Raw genomic sequence first — 22,525 nt, 5'->3', positions numbered from 1 at the left:
AAAAAGGGATGACTAAGCAGGCTTTTTGAGTTCAGGGGATCCAAAGCCAAGCTTATCTTTAAGTTCTTCGATATCTTGGTATCGAAAGGGCTTTTTTAGGATAAAGTCTGGTTTGCTCCGCGTCCGCTTATCGTCTTGCTTGAATAGCTCTTCCCCCTCATCATCTAGACCGGTGACACCTATGATTGGAGTGTAGACGCCAAATTTATGAAGCTTTGCTGTCAGTTCAAAGCCGTCCATTTGAGGCATTTTTAGGTCACTGATAATGAGATCAAAGTCTTCAAGCATCTTAATCCCAAGTGCTAAAGCATCGCTAGCAGACTCACATGATTGGGCGATGAAGTCATGTTCCTTCATGATATCGCATATGAGGATCAGGATTTCTGGGTCATCGTCGATGACGAGGCATTTCTTTATCCGTGACTGGCTCACCATCAGTTCGAGATGGGTCTCTACGGGGTCGTGCTCGGCCTGAAATTTATCGATGAAGGCTTCGAAACGGTCGAAATCCAGGGGCTTGTCAAAAAAAGTAATGTCGCTCAAATGCTCAGACTTTTTCTGTGCAGCAGCTAAGTACCCAGAAATCATCATGACCGGCGTATCTCGGTTTCGGGAGGAACCTTCTCGAAGCTTCTTCACGAACTGGTAGCCGTTCATGTGTGGCATATTGTAGTCTGAAATGATGATGTCGAATCTCTCTTTTTGACAAATGGTCAAGGCTTCGAAGCCGTCATGCACGATCCGTGGCAAGCTTCCACTGGGAAGCAATTCGACAATTAAGTCTATGATTTCGGGTTCATCATCCGCGATTAGTACTTTCATGAATCCTCGATAGAGTTCGTTCACCTCGTTCCCTTTCCATCGGCAGCTTATTTGATGAACTGTGCCATTAGACCCTAAATTGTGACCTAATGGTATATTTTGTTCATGTGAGGCTCAGGTATTTAAGTCTCGCCAAGATCTATAGCTTCTAAGATTGAGATGTCATTTTTCGGCGTATGGAAGAACTGATCTGAGGCGCGCCGTTGCCACAAAGAATGAGAGCAAAGCCGACCCAGGTAAAGAGGCTAATCGATTCACCGAGGATCACTTGAATCCAAATCAGTGATAGGGTCGGTGACAGAAAGCTCAGGTTCGAGAGCATGACTTTATCGTTGCTGTGTTCCAAGGCTTTCAGCCAAAGAAAGAAGGTCAATCCCATTTCAAAAAGCCCAATGTACAGTGAGCCTAGAATTGCCTTTGGATTATAGTTTAGCCATGCAGATGGGGCGTCAAGCCAGGAAATTAGGGCAAGAATAGGTGTTGCGACGAGAAATACAGCAAATAACTTAACGAGTGCATCAATATTAATTTGGCTGCTTATGATCCAGTAGCTAGCCCAGATGATCGCCGAAAGGAACGCGAAGAGAATACCAGCACCGTTGCTGGTGATCCCACTAAAGCTTTGTCCTTGGCTGGTGATAAGTAAAAGCCCCAGAAAGCTTGGAATCATAAACATTAGACTAGATCGATTTTTTCCTTGACCGCCAATTAGAGTAGATCCTAATGCTAAAAACAAGGGCCAACTGAAATTTATAGATTGTGCAATCTGAGGTTTTAGGCGGTCGTAGGCGGAAAACAGACAGATATAGTAGAGGATTGGATTGAGTAGGGATAGGCCTATAAGTTGAAGCCATTGACTTATTCTAAGTTCAAGAAGTTTAGTCCATTTTCTAGTCACAAGCATGGCCAAGGCTAAAGCTAGAAGAGACGTCAGAGACGACAGGCATAGTAGCTGGTATACAGATACAAGTTCTAGAGTCAGTGCAAAGGCTGAGGCTACCGTTGACCATAGAAAGATAGCAAGCAAGCCGTAACGTAGGCTAAGGTTTGGTTTAACTGTCATCATGAACTGGCTCCCAAGTGCTGGTGGCGCTCAGTTTGCTTGAGCTGATTTGGAAATACAAGCCTAAAAGCTTGAAGTCTTTTTTGGTAAGTTATTGATTATAAATGATAAGTTGACTTTGGCTGGTTCAACCAAGGGGTTGCTACCAAGACTTCTCGCCCGTGACAGTGGAGCCAGTGCTTGCTTAGTGCGATCTTTCATGCCTAGGATAGTGCTAGCCCTTGAAGTTTCGAACCACGATGTAGTGACCTTTGCCAAGCAATGGCGTGACCTGTTGGACCATATCCTTTTTTTCTCGACTTCCCGAGAGCTTCATGGCCATAAGGCAGTGATCGCTTTGAGAGCGATAGCGGGTGACAAAGCGAAAGGCCGTCTGAGGAATCTCTTCAAATCGAAACAAAGTTCCGCTATTGATTGTTGTGTTGAAACCCTGAGTCGCCCTAAAAAGATAGAAGCTACCACCACCAATGACAGAGTCACAGCACTGGCTAGGGATGGGTGGTGCAATGTATGCTTTGGGAGCTGTTTTAGTCTGCTTGTCTGTGCGAGAGGACAGCCGTGAAAGCCAAAATGCCGAAGTTATATCAAACTTTGAAATATAGGTGTACTCTCTGCCAAGGGCATGAACGATTAATCCTCTTCGTAGCTTCAAACCTGCACCACATCTATTGTCGAGTTTCTGTACCAGTTCGCACAGTCTAGCAATACAAGCCGTGGCATTCAAGGTGAAGTTTTTTTGACTGCCTTGGAAGCCCCATCATAGACGCTCATACCTCACCTCCGAGGATACCAGTCATCACTTCAAGCTAAGAAGTAAGCTCTTCCTAGCCTAACCACTTTCAAAAATTCGGCGTAGGTTTCTGGTAGCTAGTCTAGTGATTCTTAATCCAATGAGTCTAGGTGGATTAGTGAAAATACGCGCTCTGCACACCCATGCTGATCTTGCCTGGGCTAAAGGTTACCTAAATAAATCCGATGACTTCCCAAGACATGCTGACCACTATTCGGTGCCACATTGATGGTCGACTACTGCAAATCACTCGTGATTCTGAGCCTTCTCGGAATTACCGGTATTGGCTTTTCCAGCCCAAAAGCTGTGGAAACGTCTGGTGGGGTAATTTCTCTGCCTACCAGTTTCGAAGATGTTGCGCATACTGAGCGTGTGGATATAGAAGTCATCGGTGACTGGCGGTTTTCAGATCATCATCAAACAGAGATGAACTGGGCCCGATTTGATAGACTACCATTAAAGGCTGTTGTTCACGGCAATCCAGACTTCTTAATGTTTTCCAAGGAACCATCCATTGGCAGCTATGTTCTCGCGATTGAAAGTCATGAGGCGCGTAAATTGGCTCTTGGTCTAGAACTCGTACTAGCAAGTGCTGAAATACGGCTCGTATCCGCTGACCAAGGCCAGGTAATCTATCGCGATCCCCTGTTTGATCGCTTTCCAGATGACCCCGGCTATCGACAGAATGCTCGTCTAACCGTCTCCCTTCTGCTTCGCCCAGGACTGAACTATCTGATTTATAACTACCAACAAAAACCGTTGGTCAAACGTAGTGGCGCTTACACCAACGTTGGTTTCACGAGTTTTCCTAGAATAGCAACCTTGGAAGCTTTGAGGCGGTCTTACGATTTGGATCAGATGTGGTTGCTTATTCCCCTGGGCATTGTAGGGTGTTTAGCGATCTATAGTGGACTGATTTATCTTTCGAGAGGGCGAGAAGATCTTGATTCCTTGCTTCTGTTCTTGTTCAACGTGTTTATCTTCTTCAAAGAATTGGCTTCTCAGAGAATTCTTTCTAGAATCTTTGATGACCAGGCATTTATGACGATCTCTGGGCTTGGAATCGGAGGGCCATTGGTAGCTGCCAGCATTGCCTTCAAGATTTTGAAAGAACGTCATAATACGAAATTCTCGAATGCCCTGCTCCGGCTTCATACTGCCAATACTATTTTCTTTATCTTACATGCTTTGACCTTATCGAATATTCGTTGGTTACCTATGGTTGATGAACTTACGCCGTTGTTCGTGATGGTCAATGCATTCTTGTTCTTCATTATGTTTGTCCCATATTCTATTTTCATAGCTGTGAAAAGTCATAGTGCCGATCTCATCTTATTCACCTGCGGTATCTTGCTTCTGGCTGCTGGAGTATTGAGCGATTTTTTAAACTCCCAGATGCACCTGGGGTGGCCTTGGTTTTCTATGTGGGGAGCCGTAGGAATGTCTTTGCTCCTTGCCAAGAATAACTCCACCATGTTTGCCCAGGCTTATGATCGAACCAAGCTTCTGTTGCATGAATTGGAATTGAAGAATAGCCAAGTTGAAGAGCTTAATCGCAGTCTTGAAAGAAAAGTCAGAGAAAGAACTTACAGACTACGCTCCTTGTTGGAGCATATACCCCAAGGGATCTTGTCTTTGGGTCGAGGCGGCTTGATCGAAGAAAACTACTCCTTGCAATTAGAAACGATTCTGGGCACCAGCAAGATTGCCCATGAAAGCTTTCAATCTGTAGTCATCAATCGCATTGAAACCAGCCAAGATACCCGAGATCAAATCTGGCAGACACTCCTATGTAGCATTGATGAACCAACATTTAATTTTGAGGTTAACGAAGATAAGCTGCCAAGTGAAATTGATTTTAGAACCCCTGAAGGCAGGGAAAAAACTTTGCAAGTGACTTGGAATATTGAAACGGATGAGTCGGAGGAAGTGGTCGATCATATTCTCGTGACAATGCTGGACATCTCTGCCGAGGTTGAAGCAAGAGATCGGCTAGCACAAAAGGATGCAGACTTGAGAATCATCTCACAGCTGATCGAAGTCGGGGCGGACAAGGCTAATCAGTTCTTTGGCACTGGAGAGCAATTACTCGAAGAATGTCGTAGTCTACTGACACAATATTCAAACAAGGAAGACGACCTTAAGATCTTATTTATCAATGTTCATACCCTCAAAGGATCCGCTAGATCCGTTGGGTTTTCAGCAATTGCTGCAGAATTACATCAAATTGAAACTGATTTTGCCGGTATCTTGCGGTACCAGAAAACTGTCAATCAGCTTGAACTTCGCCAAAGGATGGACTCCATTTTGAGGCTCTACGAACACTATCGGGATATCAATCGAAATGTATTGGGCCGCGAGAATAGCTTCAGTAAGATTACCATCGATCGCGAACTAATCGAAGAGGGGCTAGCCTTGCTCGGTGCTCTTGAAGGGCAAGATCTACCTCACAAAATTGTCAAAGGTCTCCGTAGAAGTAAGGAAGAGCTACAAAGCCTGGTAAAAACTCCCCTGCGAGATACCATCCAAGATGCCATGAAATTAAGTGAAAAAGTTGCTCGTGATTTAGGGAAGCCTAAGCCTCGTATTAGCATCGACTGTGAAAACTGGTCGATTGGTTATGAGGATGAACTCATAATCCGCAAAGCATTTGTACATATCATTCGTAACTCTTTGGATCACGGGATCGAAGCCCCAGAGGAGCGGACTGCCCTGGGTAAGCGAGCGGAAGGCCTCCTGACCGTTAAGGTTGCCAAAAAGTCTGGACAGTTTCTCATCACCTTTTTTGATGATGGTAGGGGTCTCGATCTTGATAAGCTTCGATCTAAGCTCGAAGATCAAGCTTTGCTCCCTCCTGATACTAGTCCGGAAAAATTAGCGGAGTCTATTTTTCTACCGGGAGTGTCTACCAAACAAACCGTGTCGCAGATTTCTGGGCGTGGTATCGGCATGGACGCAATTCGAAAGTTTCTAAGAGAGCGTGATGGCGACGTGACGATCGCGTTGGGCTCTGCTATTGAGGCGGGGCGATACTCTTTTAGTTTAATCCTCACGCTTCCAGCAGAGTCAAGATAAGACAAAATAACATCAAACGGCTCTTCCATGCTCCCCTTTGCGGCGGCCTAGCTCCCCAAAATACCAAGCACTTAGCGGTTAAAGTGATTAAAGTCTATTAATTAAACTTATTTATGTCTTGCATTGTTGCGGACCCTATGCCAACAACAAGGGTTCCAAAGGCTCAGCATACACGCCAAATGCCTTTGGTTTTCTGGGGATCTACATTCGAATAGAGTAATTTGGAGGAGTCATGCGCTCACTTATATTGGCTTATCTAGCGCTGCTAACAGTATCCTGTCATAGCGACCAAGATAGTAAAAACCCTGTAGATTTAAATCGACCGATAAATTATCAGAACCAAGAGTTGAATCTGTCCAACGCGGCCCCGGGCAGCCTCGTATCTACTGAGTTCTTATTTACGTTTAATCAAGAAACCATCAACGCCAAATTAGGGCAGGTCCTACCAGAAAAGGCTCAGTTTCCCGTAGATGCGTATCGTATGTTTTTTACCACAAAAGACCTTTTAGGGAATGGTCGTGTGGCATCTTCTGTGGTTTTCTTGCCCCGCAATGGTCAAGCAACCCTACCCCTTGTGGCACTTCAGCATGGAACGCTTACGGCTAATCGTGAAGCTCCATCGAGCAATCCACGGGAGGGGCTATTTGAAGCTGCCTCTGGTTTTGCAGTTCTGGTCCCTGATTACTTAGGCTTTGGAGCTTCGAAAGATGCCTTGCACCCCTACCTGATTGCCGAGGCCTATGTACAAAATGGTGTGGATTCGCTAAGGGCTTTCAGATCGTTCGCCAGTCGAGAGAGCCTAAAAGTTCCAGGCTTTTTCCTCAAAGGCTATTCTGAAGGTGGTTATGCTGTAGTAGCGATGCAAAAGGCTATCGAATCGAGAGAGGAGTTACAAAACGAGTTTCTATTGGGTGACGACTTTAAGCTTCTTGCGTCGGCTCCGGGTGCTGGTCCCTACCTACTTGCTGCGACTGCGAAGACTCTTTTGAGCCGCGATTCCATCAATGCTGCTTATATCACTCAAGTTGTAGCGGCCTATAAGACTTGGTACCCAGAGTCTAAGATCCTGTATGAAGATATTTTTCTTGATTCCGGCTTTCCTGGAAAGGGGGACGCTGATCTCGGTTCTTACATCGAGGGCGATCTCTTGGGTGGTAGCAAAAGTGTGACGGATATAATTGCAAGCCTTACAGAAGTCCGTGCGGAACTTATGCAAGAGTCGATCATCGAAACATTTGAGAATTTAGAGTTAACTGCAACCCAGGCCTATGCCAACGAAGAAATCGATACTACAGGCTTTGCTGCCCTACTAGAAGCTAATGACTTAGTGCAAGATTGGGCTCCAAAAGTGCCGACAAAGCTATATCATTGCGCAGGTGATGAACTGATACCTGCAGCGATTACCGTTGGCACCCAGCAGATTATTAAAGCGCAGCAGCCTGACGCTCCGCTGGACATCGTTGTTGTACCAGACACAGAGACCGCTAAATATAGCCACTCTGCATGCCCCGCATACTATTTGCCGGTAGCATGGTTTGGTGAGTTATTGTCTCAGGCTCAGTAGAAAATTCAGAAAAAACTAACTTGGAACAAGGATTTGCAAATGATCATTAAAAACCGTACCGGGATGAGAACCGCCGTAGCACTGGGTAGCCTTTGCCTGAGCCAGGGAGCTTTTGCTGGTGGATATCAGATCATGGAGAAAAGCACCTCAGATATGGGGCGAGCCTTTTCAGGTGGCGCCGCAATCGCTGAAGACGCAACTACAATAGGCTCTAATCCAGCTGGTATGGCACTACTTAAGCGTTCAGAATTTTCTTTATCCCTTAGCCTTGTAAGTGGTGACTTAGATGTTGATATCGAGCAGGCTGGTGTCGTTGCAGGTCAGCTGGGCTTACAAGGAACCGACGGCAATCGGTCGAGCGGTAATGCAGCTCCTGGCAATGTTTTAATACCTGCTGCTTACGGGGTGATTCCCATCAATGAGCAAATCGCTGTTGGCCTCGGGGTTTTTAGTAACTTTTCAACAGCCACGGTTTACGATGATGCGTTCCAAGGCAGTATCCTGGCAACAGAGTCTGATGTCCGTACAATCAACTTTAACCCAAGTGTTTCCTATCGTGTGAACCACATGGTTTCACTCGGTTTTGGCTTCAATGCAGTGATGGCTGAGGCGACTTTAGGTTCTTCAAACCCTGCATTGACACTGACGCAGGATGCTGAAGGCAATCCGCGGCCTATTCCCAATGGTGGCAAGGCTGGTGTCAGTGAAGTTCAGGGTGAAGACTGGGGCTATGGCTGGAACATCGGGATGATGTTCGAGCTTGCGGATAATGCCCGTATTGGCGTTTCTTACCGATCCGCAGTTGAGTTTAAATTAGAGGGCGAAACCAAGTTCAAGAATCTTCCTCAAGGTCTTCAGTACGGAACTCTACAAAACTTTGATGCTAACGCTCCCCTAGAGCTACCTCAGCTTGCTTCATTGTCTGGATACTACGAATTTGTTCCAGCTTGGGCCTTGTCGGCAGATATCACCTATACTGGCTGGAGCAACTTCGAAAGCTTGGATGTATTCCGCTCAGATAGCGGCAATCTAGCATCTCAAGTTAAGGAAGATTGGAAGGACTCCTATCGTTATGCTCTTGGCTTGACTCATCAATACAATGGAGATCTGAAGCTTCGCACAGGCTTAGCCTACGATCAAAGCCCCATTACCGATGAGACGAGAACCCTTCGGATCCCGACAGCTGATTACGTTTGGTTGAGCTTGGGTGCTCAGTACGTGATCAACGATAGCCTCGTAATTGATGGCGCCTATGCAAAAGTCATGATGGAGGAAGCGGAGCTTTCCGATGAGCGTACGTTTGTTGGTCAGCCAGACTTGGTCGCCATTGCGGATGGCAAGGCAAATCTTGAGCTGGATATCTTCTCAATTCAGTTGTCATACCGACTATAGAGGCGTAAAACGAGGGCACCACAGGCCCTCAATCCCACCTTCTCTGATTGCTTTCCCCAAAAATTCGAAAAATAGACACTTACAATCTAGCCGAATTAGATTGCTATCCAGCTCCCTTCTACTTTGTCTATTTACTTATTTTAACTGCCTAAATTCATTTTCTACAAATAGGAAACCATTCTATACACTTTGGTTGCTTTCTCTTTTCAAGGCTCCCTGAATTGATAGCTTAGATAGAACATCCAATTTATGGGGGCAGAAAATATGAGATTAATTTTCTTACTATCACTTTGTTTAATGGGAGCATCGAGTCAAAAGAGTTACCATGGTGCAGAAGTCTACTCCAAGGAGAAGGTTAGGTTTGGTAAGTTTGAGATGCGGGTGAAGTCAGCGTCAGCTTCTGGAACGCTATCTAGCTTCTTTCTCTATGACGATGTTTCTTGGCAAGGAAGCCATCCTTGGGGGGAGATTGATATTGAGATGCTGCAGCGCGATGAGAGGCTTGTACAAACTAATCTCATTACCGGGCTCCGCGATTCCAAGCGTTATGCAGAGCAAAAGCATTTTTCTCCAACTTCACTTGCAAAGCAGTTTAATATTTACGCAGTCGAGTGGACTCCAAATGAAATCAGCTGGTATCTAAATGGGAGTCTACTGAGGCGAGAATATGGACCTCAGGTTGAGGAGCTGTCTGATCAGTTTCTATCTTATCGATTTAATCACTGGGTGTCGTCTTCTATTGAATGGGTCGGACCTGTTGATAGGAAGGCTCTGCCTATTGTTCAGGAAATTGATTGGATTCGCTACTATCGCTACACCCCCTGGAAAAACGGTGGTAAGTCTCGTTTCGAGTTCAGTTGGCAGGATGACTTCAATTACTTCGACGAGTCGCGGTGGGCAAGGGCAGATTGGACATTCGAGGGCAACGAAGCCCAATTTTCACCAGAAAATGTACAGGTCAAAGATGGTGTTCTTCGTTTGACGCTGAGCCGACGGAGATAAAGGGCCTTTTAAAGCTATCAGTGACGAGGAATCGAGCCTTGGGCTAAAGACCTGTGACTGTGTTAGCGCCAAGAACAAGGCCCTTCAGGGGCCTTCTCTATCTACTTAGGGTCCTTCGAGAAAAGCATCTGGCGCCGCGAAGTCAAACGGATCTAAGCTTAATTGCTGTTCGATATAGCGCCGGAAGACATCAGCCATGGCCTCAGGGTGCGTTACCACCGATGGATTCTCGTTTAGCGCAGGATAGCCGCCATCGCCACCGCGAAATAGGTAAGCATTCAGCGTCAGTGTATAGTCATCCTCTTTGTTTAAGGGAATCCAGGCGCCATCGGAATTCCGGCACCGAATATCAAGAAGATCTTTGCCAGACATCACAAATTGAATTCCTCTCAACTGAGGATAATCACCGCTGGTGCTGTTGGGCTGGTATGGGATTTTAGCAACGTTTTGAAAATAGCTATAAAGTGCTTCGCCATTCATGGGGCTAGTTTTTAAGACAGAGCCAAAGGGAAACACCAACTGTGTGTCCAAACCTAGGATGTCACCTTTATTGATAGTAGCTCGGATGCCACCGCCGTTGTAGACGCTGAAGTGACGAGAGCTACAACGATCTTCATCGTAGGAGCGAAGGTCTTCAGGCCATCTTGCTGCGACGTAGTCTAAGATAGATTCATTCACCAGTTGGCCCAATGGTGCCTGCTGCTTTCGAATGACTGATCGTTCCCCAGAAAACGAGCCTCTAGCTTCACCTATGACTTGATAAAGGGGGCGGATTACCTCGTCGTTTTGGAAGCTCTCTAGGATATCAAGAACCTGAGGGTCTTCATCGATACAGTTTACTACAGGTGAGTTTATTTGACTTGGATCGGTGCATTGTCCTTGGTCATTTCTTATATTGATCGGAATTAATCGATAGTCGAGAGACTTGATATTTTTAGCGCCAAGCTTCGGTTTAGCGGGGAGGGTGATGTCGATACGACCCAAATACTTGCCCCACTCAAAGGCTTGCACGATAAAGGTGTCGGCAACTTGATCCGCCTCAAACAAAGGTTGCTGGCTGTGGCCACCAACAATGAGGTCGAAAGTGCCAGGGTTTTCGAGAGCCATCATCTCATCGCCCTGTTTGCGCTTTTGAAGGTCTTCTGCGGCAGGTTTTTCATCATCGTAATGCCCCATGTGAGTGAGGCCAATAAGTACATGAGTGTTTTGTTTTAAGTCTTTGGCCTGCTTTTTAGCAATGTCAACGGGAGGCTGAACGACAACTCCGGACTCCAATCCAGGTTTAGTATCAATTGTAGTAAGCCCCCAAACGGTGATCCGAGCCCCTGCGATATTGAAGGTAATCTGACCTTGACCTCCTGGGCCTGGAAACAACAGGTCCCCATCCTGATCAACGATATTACCGGATAGCATAGGGAACGACGACGCAACTTCAGCCTCTCGTTGGCGAAGAACTGGCAAACCCTTATCGAATTCATGGTTACCAACTGCCATGGCATCGTAGCCGAGAAAGTCAGGGCGAGCATCGAAGTGATCTGAGGCTGGAGTGCCAGTAAAAACATCACCGGCTGACAGAAGCAGTGTACAGCCACCCTCTTGCGACATCGCGGCGAATCTGGTCCACTAGGGTTTTCCGTGCTGCCATGCCCCACTCATCATAACGATTCTTCCCAAACCAGCCATGATGGTCGTTGGTGTGAAGGATGGTTAGCTTGATTTCATCATTCTGCGGCTGACAGTTTGCTTGGGGTTTCCTGTCAAAGCTGGTGACGAGGCTTGTATCCTGAGGATAGCAGGATATGAGTACTGGAATGATGACTGTACCCGATAAGAATCGCTTCACGATCGATTGAATCACTATGAGACCCTTTAATGAACTGGCGAAACACGCCGGTGCTGATTTTCGAAGGTGCTCTCAGCCAAGGCTGAAAATCCTGCAAGGGTATATCATAGAGGCATGGTTTGGCTAGTGATTTTCACTAAGACCACAGGAATTTCTCAGAAGTCTCGCGGTGTATTCTAGCTAAGTTGGCCCGGAGACCTCCAAATGTCACGGGCTGTGAAAAATTCTCTGCATTTTTAGTGGAGCCACCACTATAACCACCTAAGGATTATGGATTATTGGCATGTTTGTGTTTGCAGTGAGCTGCTTGTGAAGCTCTCAGGAGTTTTATGAGGGTTTGTGAGAATTGCCACGACAGACTTGGAAGGAGAGTTACTGAATACTCAATTGAATTTTTGGTCGCCAAGTGGGATTGTTTACCCACCTTATAGTAAACAATTTCTCGGCGAGCTTTTAGCCTAAGTTCTTCGTTTAGCCGATACTTTACAAATAGATAGTCACTCTTTATGGTGAGGGCTCATTACAGAGACTTGAGAAGGATGATCATAGCTCTTGGTCTTTTTCGGGTGTTTCGTTGAATATATGGGTGGAAAATTTCTCTGCTTGCTTCGATAGCTATCTTACTCACATTCTTGGGGACTCCAGTTTTTGGAGACGATAAGGATCTGTATCAAAACTCTAAGGTATTCCTGCCTAAAGAATTTCCTTTATGGACTCACGAAAAGAAAGCATGGTGGCTAAATCATCATCCCGCAAGATCCTTTGAGCCATCTCTTGCGTACATGCTCGAGCGTGAAAAGGTCTTTACGGCCCTTGCCGTAAATGATTTGAATTTGGCCTCTAAACTTTGTGAAGCCATGACCCCAAGTGTTTCAGATTATGACCTTAAATTGAAGTGCATTGAGGCCAACGAAGGTCAATGGCCGCAGCAGCGTATGATTCAAGAACTAAACGTTGTAATCAGGGACGCTAAAAAAAATGGTCGAGTAAATAGTGTTTCTTTGGGCTTAGCTCTTCTGGGCTGGTTTCAATCCCAAAGCGGCGAGATTGCGGCTGCGTTGGAAAGCTACAAACAAGCATTAGCTCTCGGTCCGTTCCATAATGAGCGAACTGCCGTGCGGTTAGATTTCAATCTGGCTGCACTTTATATTATGACGGGTAACCCTGAGTATGTGAATCGTGGCTTTGAAGTCTTACATCGACTCAAGGACCAAAGCGCAAATAAACTTCAGTCTCCTGATAATGATCCTGAGCTTTGGGAAAGGCGCTTTGCATTGGCATCTTATAACTTAGGTTTTGCCTATGCGATCCATCGTCGCAATTACGAGGCAGCGTTGCCGTTACTCGACGATGCTAGCCATTACCCTGAGTTCGAAAGGTCTTCACATGTATTTGCTGCCCTTGCCAATGCATTCCTAAAGCGCTTCAAAGCTGCCAAGCAGCATCTAGCCAAGGTTGATCTGGAGGGCGAACAGAGCCCCATTTTAAAATCTTACTATCGTTGTTACATGGATCTAACGATCAAGGTTTGGCAGGCAAACCATTCATTAGCTAGTTGCTTAGTGCTTCACCCTGAAACAACTATTGATGTAAAACTTGATATTTTTAGAAGATTGGTTGAACACTCTGGGACGGTCTATGAGAAAGAAGCTTTGCGACAGTTCTTTGACCTTTATACGAAATCTATCGAACCAGAGCTGAGAATGAAATCAAGCCAAGCGGCATCCCAATTGGAACTACAAAGGCTTGAGATGGAGGCTCAATTCAAAGATCAAACCATTGCTCTTGGCGAGCAGATCAAAAAGCTTTTGTTCGGTGTCGGAACAACCCTGATTTTTTTGATCTTAGTTTTAGCCTATCTCGGTAGGAGTCGAGTTTTAATCAGTCGGCAAGCGCGGGATTTAGAAACGGAGCGTCGGAACTTAGCAGAGGTTTTGACTTATATTGATGAAGGTATCATCAAAATCGATCAGAATATGCGGATACTGCCTCACTATTCTCAGAAAGCAGTTAAAATTCTTGGTAGAAAACCAGACTCTCTGGGTGTGCGAGATATATTTTCTGCCCTTGGCCTTAGTCATGACGAGCTTGAACGAGCCCATCATGCACTGAAAGCATCATTGGGGGAGCCCCACTTCAACTGGGCAGTGAATAGTCATCATCTTCCTCAGGAGGCTAGTATTGGAGGATTACAGTATCTTGTCTATTGGGACCCCATTACCATCGCAAGTCGTACTCGCGAGGTTCTCGTTTCTATCAGGGACGCGGCGACTCAAGTGAGCTTCGAACGTGATGATCTTCATAAAAGCCGATTAGTTGCGATCATCCTCGCTGGCAAGGGGGTTCGAAGCTTCTTGGAACGCCTACCGGAATTGCTGTTACGGTTTGAACAAGATCGTGTCTTAAATCGTAAGCTTGATCTAATGCGGCAGGTTCACACCTTGAAAGGAGAGGCTCGATCCTTCAGGTTGCGTTCGCTGCAAGATACCATTCATAGCTGGGAAGAGCGGGTCAGCAAAGGCGATGATTGGCAACGGGTGGACTTAGATGATATTCGCCGAGAATCAGAGATGCTTCTCGAAATATATCGTAACTTGCAAGACTACATGCAAGGAGGTCGATCAGATCTGCACAACACACTGCAAAACCTATTTTTAGAAGGGCAAGAACGCCTAGCTGCAAATGGTTTTGCTCTTCGCTATTCCATAAGCATCACGAATCGAAGTCTTCAAGAGCACGAAGAGACAGCCCTAAAAACCATTGCCATCCATGGTATTACCAATGCCATCGATCATGGCTATATCTACTCCCCTCGTCAGCAAGGAGACGAAGCTCATATCGAAGTGTCTCTAGAGATCCAAGATGATCTGAAAGTCTTTGAAATCCGTGATCATGGCGGAGGAATTCCCATGGGGAAAGGGCCTACAGCCAGTAGTTTTGATTGGCAATCCCAAGAGCATCTCAGCCAAGAAGGGGTTACCAGTATGACTTCCGTCCAGAGCAGTTCAGGACGCGGGATTGGATTGTCTGCTATTGCTGCTGCAGTTGCAGGTTTGGGCGGGCAATGGGTTTTCTGTAAGGCAACACCCCAAGGCACCAGCCTTAGAGTGTCATGGCGAGATGAATCGTTTCACTAGATCAGACAAAGTGATCTAAAGTCTTCAAATATTTCCTAGTGCGAATGCAATAACCTCTCATCAAATGCATCTCAACTCATATAGCAAGGACTACTTTAGTTTTGAATGCCACCTTGGCTGAATGAAACCACTAGTTGGTAAAGCTTATATAGCACTGTTAGTTGGTAGGCGATCTGCAGTAGTCATGCCAGTTATATCGATGGATCGTGAGCCCTTGAAGGGTAAGATGAGATGCTCCGATAGATTTAAAGTAGCATTAGAGGTAACACTTGGAATCCCTGACTGATCTAAAAGCAATTCTTCACTCAAAAAGAGCTAATATATTCTATATCGAGCACTGTAAGGTACTTCAGAAGGACGGTAGGGTCCTCTATTTAAGCCACAAAAATAGAACAAATAACTACTGGAATATTCCAATTGCTAATACGACAGTAATCCTATTAGGGAATGGTACATCGATAACCCAAGCGGCTGTGCGAATGCTGGCTTCAGCTGGTGTTGTCATTGGTTTTACAGGAGGAGGCGGCACCCCTCTACTCATGGGTACCGAAGTAGAGTGGCTTGTTCCCCATGGTGAATATCGTCCAACCGAATACCTCCAGGGATGGATGTCATTCTGGTTTGAAGAAAGTAAACGCTTAAAAGCTGCAAAGTACTTTCAACGATCTCGTCTTGAGTTCATTGAGTTGGTCTGGAGTAAGGATAAAGATCTACTGGATAAAGGGTTCGATGCCGAAGACTATGACATGGAGTCTGCCTTAGATAGATACGGGAAAAAGTTTAACCGGGCCAATAGTATCTCTCAGCTACTTGGAGTAGAGGGCGAACTGACTAGCTTTCTGTATCGATATTCCCGAGAAAAGACTGAGCTCGAAGACTTTAAGCGTGATCATAAGTCCACAGATCCTCAGAATACGTTTCTTTCCCATGGCAACTACCTGGCCTATGGCCTAGCAGCAACATCGCTTTGGGTTCTGGGAATCCCCTATGGATTTGCAGTGATGCATGGGAAGACCAGGAAAGGTGCGCTGGTATTTGATATTGCAGATCTTGTAAAGGATGCGATTATCCTTCCCCAAGCTTTTATATCAGCCAAGCAAGGAGATTCTGAACAGGAGTTCCGTTCAACATGCATCATGAAACTTACAGATCACAAGGCCTTGGACTACATGTTTAACTGTATTAAGAAGGTGTCTCGGATGGAAATTTAAGCGGCCTATTCGGCCGTGGTTGATTTAACGTAGTTAAGAATAGCGAATTTCTACGCTTGTCAGAAAGTCAGAATTCTTTTGCAACATATTAAGGGGCCCCGTTAGCCGCTATATTCTAAGACAGTAGTAGTTGTATTTCTAATTAGTTGTTTTCTCGTTTTATAGTGAACATTGAAAGGACCCTGCTGTGATCGTCGTATTCAACTCTCTATGTGAAAAAAAGGCACTGTCTCGAACACAGAGAGTCCTGGATTCATTCGCTAATAGAATAGGCAGGCGAACTTGGAGCACTACGATCACAATGGAGGGCTTGCTTGCAGTTAGAAAGCTACTGAGAAAATCTGCTACCAGGAATACTGCTGTTTCATGTTTTAAGCTTCGTGGTCATTCAGGAATGGAACTTCAGTGGATAGTGGGGAACAAAGAAGCGTTCAGCAGTGAAGGGTACTCGCCAGTCCATAAAACAAGTATTGATTACCCTCAGGTGGAGAATCAGTGGCAACTGCTACCTGCGATTCAAGCACTTTCGGCACTCAGTGCTTTGTTTCATGATATTGGAAAGGCTTCAGAGTGTTTTCAAAATAAGCTTAAACGGAGTGGTGCTTCAAAAAGCGATCCATTTAGACATGAATGGGTATCGACAAATCTGTTCCTCAACTTTGTGTTTGAAAAGTCTGACAAGAAATGGCTGGAGGAGTTATCAATAAATGGCTTCAGTGGGGGCAAGTTACCGCGCCCATCTGAAAAACTTGTAATAGGAAAGGGGCAGCCTATTGCCTGCCTTGTAGCTTGGCTAATCTTAAGTCATCATAAACTTCCACATATTTCAAAAGATCGAAGCAGATACGAAAATTTAAACTCCGCTCCCTCAATGGACTCTCTTCTCCAGATGATTGATGCCGGTTGGGGGTATATGAACGAGCTTAGGAAAAATGAGCAGGCAAGCTGTTTTACATTTCCAGAAGGACTACTTCAGGAAAGCCACAGACTTCAACAGCAGATTAGAAAATGGGCGAATCGTGCCTTGGGAGAAATGCCCTTAATCGAGGAAAGTATCAGAAACGGCAGCGTTCGATTACTAGCCATATTTAGTCGTGTCAGCCTAATGATGGGAGACCATCTTTATTCGTCAGAAGATTGTGATAAGTCATGGGTGGAATCTAGATTGATTGCAAATACGGACAAGAACGGAGATGCAAAGCAGAAGCTAGATGAACATCTTGTCAATGTGGCAAAGAAGTCGCTCAAAGTAAGTTATAGGTTGCCCTACTTTGAGCAAGAAATGCCGTATGCATCAGACATCAAAGCATTGCGTAAGCCTAGCCCCCGAGAGTTCAACTGGCAAGATAAAGCGGTTAAAATTATCCGCGCCTGGTATGAAAAGAATGAAAGCTCTATTCAATCTAGCAAGCAATATGGTTTCTTTGTCGTTAATATGGCTAGCACTGGCACTGGAAAGACTTTAGCGAATGCTAAGATCATGCGTGCGTTATCTCCAAACCAAGAGAGTCTTCGGTATATTTTGGCCGTAGGTCTCCGAACACTTACGCTCCAAACCGGCAATGAGTATCGGAAAAACCTACAGCTTGACTCAGATAGCCTTGCAGTACTTGTTGGTTCAAAGGCACTCATGGATCTCCACCATAGGCGAATAGTAGAAGATCAAAGAGAGAGTGCAAGAAGTTCTCGCGAGATGGGATCAGAGTCTCTAGAGGATCTATCAGATTACGATGATATCGATTTCCAGAATTATGAATACGAAAGTCTTCTCAAGACGGTTATCAAAAAAGACAAAGACAGGGCTTTTCTCTATGCCCCTATACTAGTATGTACTATCGATCACGTCATGGGAGCTACCGAAACAAGAAAGGGCGGCAAGTATATATTACCGTTATTACGCCTCATGTCGTCCGACATAGTCATCGATGAGGTTGACGATTTTGGCAAGGAAGATCTCCTTGCAGTTGGCAGACTTATTCATTTGGCCGGTATGCTAGGAAGAAAAGTCATTCTTTCTTCTGCAACAATTTCGCCAGCAATAGCAAATGGTTTTTTTAATTGCTATGCGAAGGGGTGGAAAGTCTTCGCTAGCTCAAGAGGCTTTAATCAAAGTGTTGGTACTGCATGGATTGATGAATTTCAAAGTGTAGCAAATTTGATGGATCTTGGTCGAGACTATATTACAAAATTCGAATCTTCCCATCAAAAGTTTATTTCTAAACGGTTGGCTAATCTTTCTAAATTGCCTGTAAGAAGAAAAGCTTCTCTGATCTGTTTGAATCCTTCAGAACGGGATAGGTATAATTCAGTGTCAGAATGGTTCTTTGAAGCAATCCGCAAGGAAGCAGAAAATTTGCATCATGATCACCATTCAGTTGACCCCTTAACAGGAAAAAGAGTGTCTTTCGGTGTTATTCGCATGGCAAATGTAACTCCCTGCGTCCAGCTGGGTAGATACTTACTTGAAGCAGATTGGGAAAGTCATCTACAGATCAAGCTTACCATTTACCATAGCCAACAGACTCTAATTCTAAGACATGAACAGGAATCCCTATTGGATGAGATTCTTAATAGAAAGAATGCCGATAGAGTATTTAGCCACGATATTGTAAGGGATATTCTAGACAAAAGTGATAGTAGTGACTTTTTATTCATTATCGTATCGACTCCGGTAGAGGAAGTTGGAAGAAATCATGATTTTGATTGGGGGATCATTGAGCCTTCTTCCTATCGATCTATCATCCAGTTGGTTGGTCGAATTCTTAGACATAGAAAGCTGAATGTAAGCAAACCGAATGTCAAGATTCTTGAGTTCAACCTTCGAGAAGCACAGCAGAGGGAATCTAATAGGGTCAATAGAGCTGTTTTCAATCGGCCAGGTTTTCAAGAGAAATTTAGTGACTTGAGTAGTCATAGTTTGACTGACATTCTAGACATTGAACGGTGTGAAAGAGGAATCGATGCATCATTACGAATCTCCAATGAGAACACCGACGAGTTCGCAAAGCTGGAACATATAAAGCTTGAAGAAAATCTTTGCAATTATGATGCAAAAGAGGCAAAAACTTTAGCGGGGTGGCTAAACGAGTTCTGGTGGCTTTCATCTCAGCCACAGGTGGAATCACCGTTTAGAGAAGGAAGTCAAGGATTGAGCTTGCTTCTACTCCCTGATGAATCGAAATGCAGTAGCGATCTAGAGTTTAGATTTCATATTAAATCAAGCGATGGCTACAATCTGATTGAAGATAGTTTTAACATTAAGTTCATTGATTTATATGACCCATATGATCGACTTTTTGTTGCAAGAGATTTTCACCAACTTTTATGCAGCTTGGCTGAGCTAGAAAATACATCAATGTTTGTAGCAGCTGAAAAGTATGGGAAGATCCTTTTGCCCTCTTATCAAGAGGGCAAGAAATTATGCTATCATCCTGCACTTGGTATGTTCGAGGATAAGAAATTATAGTTACTGGAGATATTATGCACGAAGCGATTGAATCTTTTTTCGAGAAAAGAAAGGAAGAAAGACTCAAGAAAAAGAGTAAGGAAGAAGTTGAGGAAGAGTTCGATCTGAATAACTGGCTTCCCAGCGCTGCTGCGCGAGCAAAACAAATCGCATTGTCTAGCCACCCATGCACGTTTAGTCATCCAAGTGCAAAGGCAAGTTCAGCGGGGAGAACTACAGCTATTATAGCTGAATCATCGAAGCGTGATGACGGCTTTGTTCGAACTGGAAACTTAGACGTTTCACTTGATGCTCTAGGAAATGCTGCGGCACTTGACGTGCATAGCTTTCTGAACTTGCAAATGGGAGACGGTAGGAGCCTCCTGACTCATATTGAAGATAGAAGCGAAATAGCAAAAGACTTACTGAAAATCCCATCAGCTTCCTTTGATAACCTTAGAAACGGATTTCTGGAGATGAAGTCCATATCTTCTGATATAGCAATCACTAACTCAAAAATAAAACAAGTCTACTTTCCAGTAGATAATAGCTATCATCTTCTCTCAGTTCTAAGACCATCGCCAATTCTATATGAAATGAAGAGGCGAATCGATGCTATTAAGTTCTCAGATGTGGCTAAGGAAGCGAGGGAGGCAAAGAAAAGGAATGAGGCCCATGATAAAGGATTCATAGATCTATTCAATCTAACAGTAATTGGGTATGGAGGCACAAAGCCTCAAAATATCAGTGTCCAGAACAAAAACAATGGTGGAAAAGCGTATTTACTTCCTAGTCTACCTCCAAGTGTTAGAACTAGGCCAGATAGGTTGCCGAAAAAAGATTTCTTTCGTGAAAGCATATCTCCTTGGCAGTTTAAAGATGATTTTAAAAGTTTCCACCTTCAAGTTATTCAAAATAATAATGGTTTTCGAACTAGAAGCGTGCGAGATGAAAACTTCATACTCCATATTTTTGATCAAGTAATAACAGACATCTATCGTCTCAGAGAAGATGACGTTTGGCAAACAGTTTCTAAATCAGGTGTGCCGCATTATCAGAGAGTTTTTCTAGATAACAAATTCAGTGAGGAAAGAGATGATGAATTGAGAGAAACATTTTTTCTAGAATTTTCTCGTTGGTTTATCCGCTCATATAGAAAGATATTAGGAAGTAGAGCCTGTGACCTAGGAGACGAAGACCTAAGACATATATCTAAGTTAATCAGAACAAGAAGGAGATTTGCCCTACGGTGAAACGTTTATTCTTAATTATACCTAGACTTACTGTATCCGATGCCAATGCCCTCTCCAGTTCTTTGACAATTGGGTTTCCAGCTATTACAGCATGGCTCGGTTTCGTCCACAAGATGGAAAGAGAGCTCAGGAGAGAACATATCGAGATATCATTTCCTAATCTGGGGATTGTGATTCATGATTTTGATCTAGCTGTGTTCAAGGGCGTAGGCGACTATAATAATTCTATAGTTGGGAAGGCTTACCCGTTAAGTAAGGAGGGAGAGCGATCATCATTTATCGAAGAAGCTCGATGTAACTTGAACGTATCACTTGCTATAGAGTGTCAGTACGCGGGATCTCGACCTTTTTCTGAAATTGGTGAAATCGTTCAACATATCCTTCACAGTAAGATGAAGTTGGCAGGTGGAGATATTCAAAAATCTCAATCCCCTTACCTAGTGGGGATTGAAGATAATGAAGAGGGTTATATGTCTATCATTGGGAAAATTCCATTTGGGTTTATTCCTATTGAAAGACGCGACCTACTCAAGAATGTTGCTGCCGAAGATAATTTGGATGAACTGCTAGATTCATTGGCGGTTAGCAACTTCAGCGAGATAGATGCAGATGAAGATGCAGAGAAAAGAGTTTCATGGAACAGCAAGCGAAAACACCCTGGTTGGATTGTTCCTTTGGTGACAGGGTATCAAGGACTTGGTCAACTATACGATGCTGGAGAGACACTTAATACTAGGGACTCATCAACCCCACATCGGTTTGTAGAAAGCATCGTAACATTAGGAGAGTTTGTTAGCCCATACAGCTTGTCATCTATAGATGATATGCTCTGGTCATATGACTACGATAGCGAAAATAGCCAGTACCTATGTAGAAATCAATCAGTCTAGGAAAGAGTATCATGTCAAAAAAAGATTTAGTTTCGGTTTTAGCATTCGAAAAGAAAATTATCCCGTCAGCAGCGTATATGTATAGCACAGCTTGGGAAAGACGAGAAAAAGAAGCTCATGAATTGAAGGTAGAAGAAAAATCAGTTAGGGGGACTATATCAAATAGGTTAAAAAAGGCTCTCAAAAGTGACCCTCTAAAGCTAGATGCTGAGGTTCAAAAGCCCAACCTTCAAACTGTAGACGCATGTTCACTCCCTCTAAACCACGATACTTTGAAAGTATCACTTACACTGAAGTTTCTTGGTGGGTTACATGTGCCCTCAGCTTGCAATCACGAGGGGTTCCTAGACTCGTATCGAAAGACTTTATCAAAGTACACTGAAAAGTACCAGTTTTTGGAGCTGTCACGTAGATATATTACTAACATTGCCAACGCCAGATTTCTATGGAGAAACAGGGTCGGTAGTGAGAAAATCGAAGTCGTTGCTTCAATGAAAACTAAGGACAATGAAAAAACATTCGTGTTTGATAGCTACAACTACAGTACTAGAGATTTTGAAGATCAAGATCAATCAATCGAAGAACTAGCAAGGGAAGTGGCCGAGACGCTATCAAGTGAAGATGGATACTTACTACTCAAAGTCGATGCGTACTCAAAGCTTGGTGAAGGACAAGAAGTATATCCAAGCGAAGAACTTATCATGGACAAGGGTAAAGGAAAAAAAGGCAAGGTGCTCTACAATCTAGGTGGTATTGCAGCTCTTCATTCTCAGAAGATAGGAAATGCGATCCGATGTATCGATACTTGGTACCCTGACTACAATAGTAGACTTGGTCCGATTGCAATAGAGCCATATGGTTCGGTAACGAATATGGGTAAAGCCTTTCGTCAACCAAAGCTGAAAGCCGATTTTTACACACTATTCGATAAATACGCACGTGGCGGCGAGCTCGAACGAGAAGAAGATGAGCACTATGTTATGGCTGTTCTCATCCGAGGGGGCGTATTTGGGGAAAGTGATAAGTAGGGGAGCTCAA

General features: G+C 44.4%; 16 protein-coding genes. 10 read left to right on the top strand and 6 right to left on the bottom strand.

All coding sequences use genetic code 11. The features are described from left to right. Nucleotides 1-12: 12 nt before the first annotated feature. From B9N89_RS17455 to B9N89_RS17445, 4 genes are all read right to left on the bottom strand, one after another. Nucleotides 13-822 (bottom strand): response regulator, encoded by an 810-nt coding sequence (locus B9N89_RS17455; RefSeq protein ID WP_132321213.1) that lies wholly within the window; start codon nt 820-822, stop codon nt 13-15. Nucleotides 823-970: 148 nt separating this feature from the next. Beyond that, nucleotides 971-1,888, bottom strand: a complete 918-nt coding sequence (locus B9N89_RS17450) for a DMT family transporter (RefSeq protein ID WP_132321211.1) — start codon at nt 1,886-1,888, stop codon at nt 971-973. 60 nt (nt 1,889-1,948) lie between these two features. Continuing rightward, on the bottom strand, nt 1,949-2,086 hold the full coding sequence (locus tag B9N89_RS31420; RefSeq protein WP_159455449.1) for a hypothetical protein: 138 nt from the start codon (nt 2,084-2,086) through the stop codon (nt 1,949-1,951). 13 nt (nt 2,087-2,099) lie between these two features. Further along, nucleotides 2,100-2,537 carry a hypothetical protein gene (locus tag B9N89_RS17445; protein ID WP_132321209.1) on the bottom strand — a complete coding sequence of 146 codons (438 nt, stop codon included), beginning with the start codon at nt 2,535-2,537 and terminating at the stop codon, nt 2,100-2,102. Between the two features lie 366 nt (nt 2,538-2,903). On the opposite strand from B9N89_RS17445, the gene B9N89_RS17440 reads away from it, so the two are divergent. The 4 genes from B9N89_RS17440 to B9N89_RS17425 all read left to right on the top strand — a co-directional run bounded on the left by B9N89_RS17440 (nt 2,904) and on the right by B9N89_RS17425 (nt 9,708). Next, complete coding sequence (locus B9N89_RS17440; protein WP_132321207.1) at nt 2,904-5,750, top strand: Hpt domain-containing protein; 2,847 nt, start codon at nt 2,904-2,906, stop codon at nt 5,748-5,750. 232 nt (nt 5,751-5,982) lie between these two features. After that, nucleotides 5,983-7,314, top strand: a complete 1,332-nt coding sequence (locus B9N89_RS17435; RefSeq protein WP_132321205.1) for an alpha/beta hydrolase family protein — start codon at nt 5,983-5,985, stop codon at nt 7,312-7,314. A gap of 39 nt (nt 7,315-7,353) precedes the next feature. Further along, on the top strand, nt 7,354-8,706 hold the full coding sequence (locus tag B9N89_RS17430; protein WP_132321203.1) for an OmpP1/FadL family transporter: 1,353 nt from the start codon (nt 7,354-7,356) through the stop codon (nt 8,704-8,706). Between the two features lie 264 nt (nt 8,707-8,970). Continuing rightward, entirely contained in the window at nt 8,971-9,708 is a 738-nt protein-coding gene (locus tag B9N89_RS17425) for a glycoside hydrolase family 16 protein (RefSeq protein ID WP_159455448.1), read from the top strand. A 105-nt stretch (nt 9,709-9,813) separates the two neighbouring features. Here the strand turns inward: B9N89_RS17425 and B9N89_RS17420 are convergent, their stop codons facing one another. Both B9N89_RS17420 and B9N89_RS17415 read right to left on the bottom strand, forming a co-directional pair. After that, nucleotides 9,814-11,313: a 5'-nucleotidase C-terminal domain-containing protein gene (locus B9N89_RS17420; RefSeq protein ID WP_132321199.1), complete on the bottom strand. Its 1,500-nt coding sequence runs from the start codon at nt 11,311-11,313 to the stop codon at nt 9,814-9,816. Beyond that, nucleotides 11,270-11,566 (bottom strand): hypothetical protein, encoded by a 297-nt coding sequence (locus B9N89_RS17415; protein ID WP_132321197.1) that lies wholly within the window; start codon nt 11,564-11,566, stop codon nt 11,270-11,272. The genes B9N89_RS17420 and B9N89_RS17415 overlap by 44 nt, the downstream gene beginning before the upstream one ends. Before the next feature lie 767 nt (nt 11,567-12,333). Here B9N89_RS17415 and B9N89_RS17410 point away from each other — a divergent pair. The 6 genes from B9N89_RS17410 to csy3 all read left to right on the top strand — a co-directional run bounded on the left by B9N89_RS17410 (nt 12,334) and on the right by csy3 (nt 22,515). Further along, the gene (locus B9N89_RS17410; protein ID WP_132321195.1) at nt 12,334-14,688 is read left to right on the top strand and encodes an ATP-binding protein; all 2,355 of its coding nucleotides are present in this window, start codon (nt 12,334-12,336) and stop codon (nt 14,686-14,688) included. A 269-nt stretch (nt 14,689-14,957) separates the two neighbouring features. Continuing rightward, nucleotides 14,958-15,899 (top strand): type I-F CRISPR-associated endonuclease Cas1f, encoded by a 942-nt coding sequence (cas1f, locus tag B9N89_RS17405; RefSeq protein WP_132321193.1) that lies wholly within the window; start codon nt 14,958-14,960, stop codon nt 15,897-15,899. Between the two features lie 187 nt (nt 15,900-16,086). After that, a complete protein-coding gene (gene cas3f / locus B9N89_RS17400) occupies nt 16,087-19,365 on the top strand; it encodes a type I-F CRISPR-associated helicase Cas3f (protein ID WP_132321191.1) in 3,279 nt (1,092 codons plus the stop codon). Between the two features lie 14 nt (nt 19,366-19,379). Next, on the top strand, nt 19,380-20,597 hold the full coding sequence (locus tag B9N89_RS17395; protein ID WP_132321189.1) for a type I-F CRISPR-associated protein Csy1: 1,218 nt from the start codon (nt 19,380-19,382) through the stop codon (nt 20,595-20,597). After that, nucleotides 20,594-21,487 carry a type I-F CRISPR-associated protein Csy2 gene (csy2, locus tag B9N89_RS17390; RefSeq protein ID WP_159455446.1) on the top strand — a complete coding sequence of 298 codons (894 nt, stop codon included), beginning with the start codon at nt 20,594-20,596 and terminating at the stop codon, nt 21,485-21,487. Before B9N89_RS17395 ends, csy2 begins: the two co-directional genes overlap by 4 nt. 11 nt (nt 21,488-21,498) lie before the next feature. Continuing rightward, nucleotides 21,499-22,515 (top strand): type I-F CRISPR-associated protein Csy3, encoded by a 1,017-nt coding sequence (csy3, locus tag B9N89_RS17385; protein ID WP_132321185.1) that lies wholly within the window; start codon nt 21,499-21,501, stop codon nt 22,513-22,515. The last annotated feature ends 10 nt before the right edge of the window (nt 22,516-22,525 follow it).

Source organism: Pseudobacteriovorax antillogorgiicola (assembly GCF_900177345.1).
Lineage (GTDB): Bacteria > Bdellovibrionota_B > Oligoflexia > Oligoflexales > Oligoflexaceae > Pseudobacteriovorax > Pseudobacteriovorax antillogorgiicola.
The sequence above is the reverse complement of the archived record's forward strand: the minus strand, read 5'-3'. Positions and strand labels throughout refer to the sequence as shown.

Coding starts and splice junctions, on each gene's coding strand:
- B9N89_RS17455 (WP_132321213.1), bottom strand. CDS start 822: ATGAAAGTACTAATCGCGGATGATGAACCCGAAATCATAGACTTAATT.
- B9N89_RS17450 (WP_132321211.1), bottom strand. CDS start 1,888: ATGATGACAGTTAAACCAAACCTTAGCCTACGTTACGGCTTGCTTGCT.
- B9N89_RS31420 (WP_159455449.1), bottom strand. CDS start 2,086: ATGAAAGATCGCACTAAGCAAGCACTGGCTCCACTGTCACGGGCGAGA.
- B9N89_RS17440 (WP_132321207.1), top strand. CDS start 2,904: ATGGTCGACTACTGCAAATCACTCGTGATTCTGAGCCTTCTCGGAATT.
- B9N89_RS17435 (WP_132321205.1), top strand. CDS start 5,983: ATGCGCTCACTTATATTGGCTTATCTAGCGCTGCTAACAGTATCCTGT.
- B9N89_RS17430 (WP_132321203.1), top strand. CDS start 7,354: ATGATCATTAAAAACCGTACCGGGATGAGAACCGCCGTAGCACTGGGT.
- B9N89_RS17425 (WP_159455448.1), top strand. CDS start 8,971: ATGAGATTAATTTTCTTACTATCACTTTGTTTAATGGGAGCATCGAGT.
- B9N89_RS17420 (WP_132321199.1), bottom strand. CDS start 11,313: ATGTCGCAAGAGGGTGGCTGTACACTGCTTCTGTCAGCCGGTGATGTT.
- B9N89_RS17410 (WP_132321195.1), top strand. CDS start 12,334: ATGCTCGAGCGTGAAAAGGTCTTTACGGCCCTTGCCGTAAATGATTTG.
- B9N89_RS17395 (WP_132321189.1), top strand. CDS start 19,380: ATGCACGAAGCGATTGAATCTTTTTTCGAGAAAAGAAAGGAAGAAAGA.
- csy3 (WP_132321185.1), top strand. CDS start 21,499: ATGTCAAAAAAAGATTTAGTTTCGGTTTTAGCATTCGAAAAGAAAATT.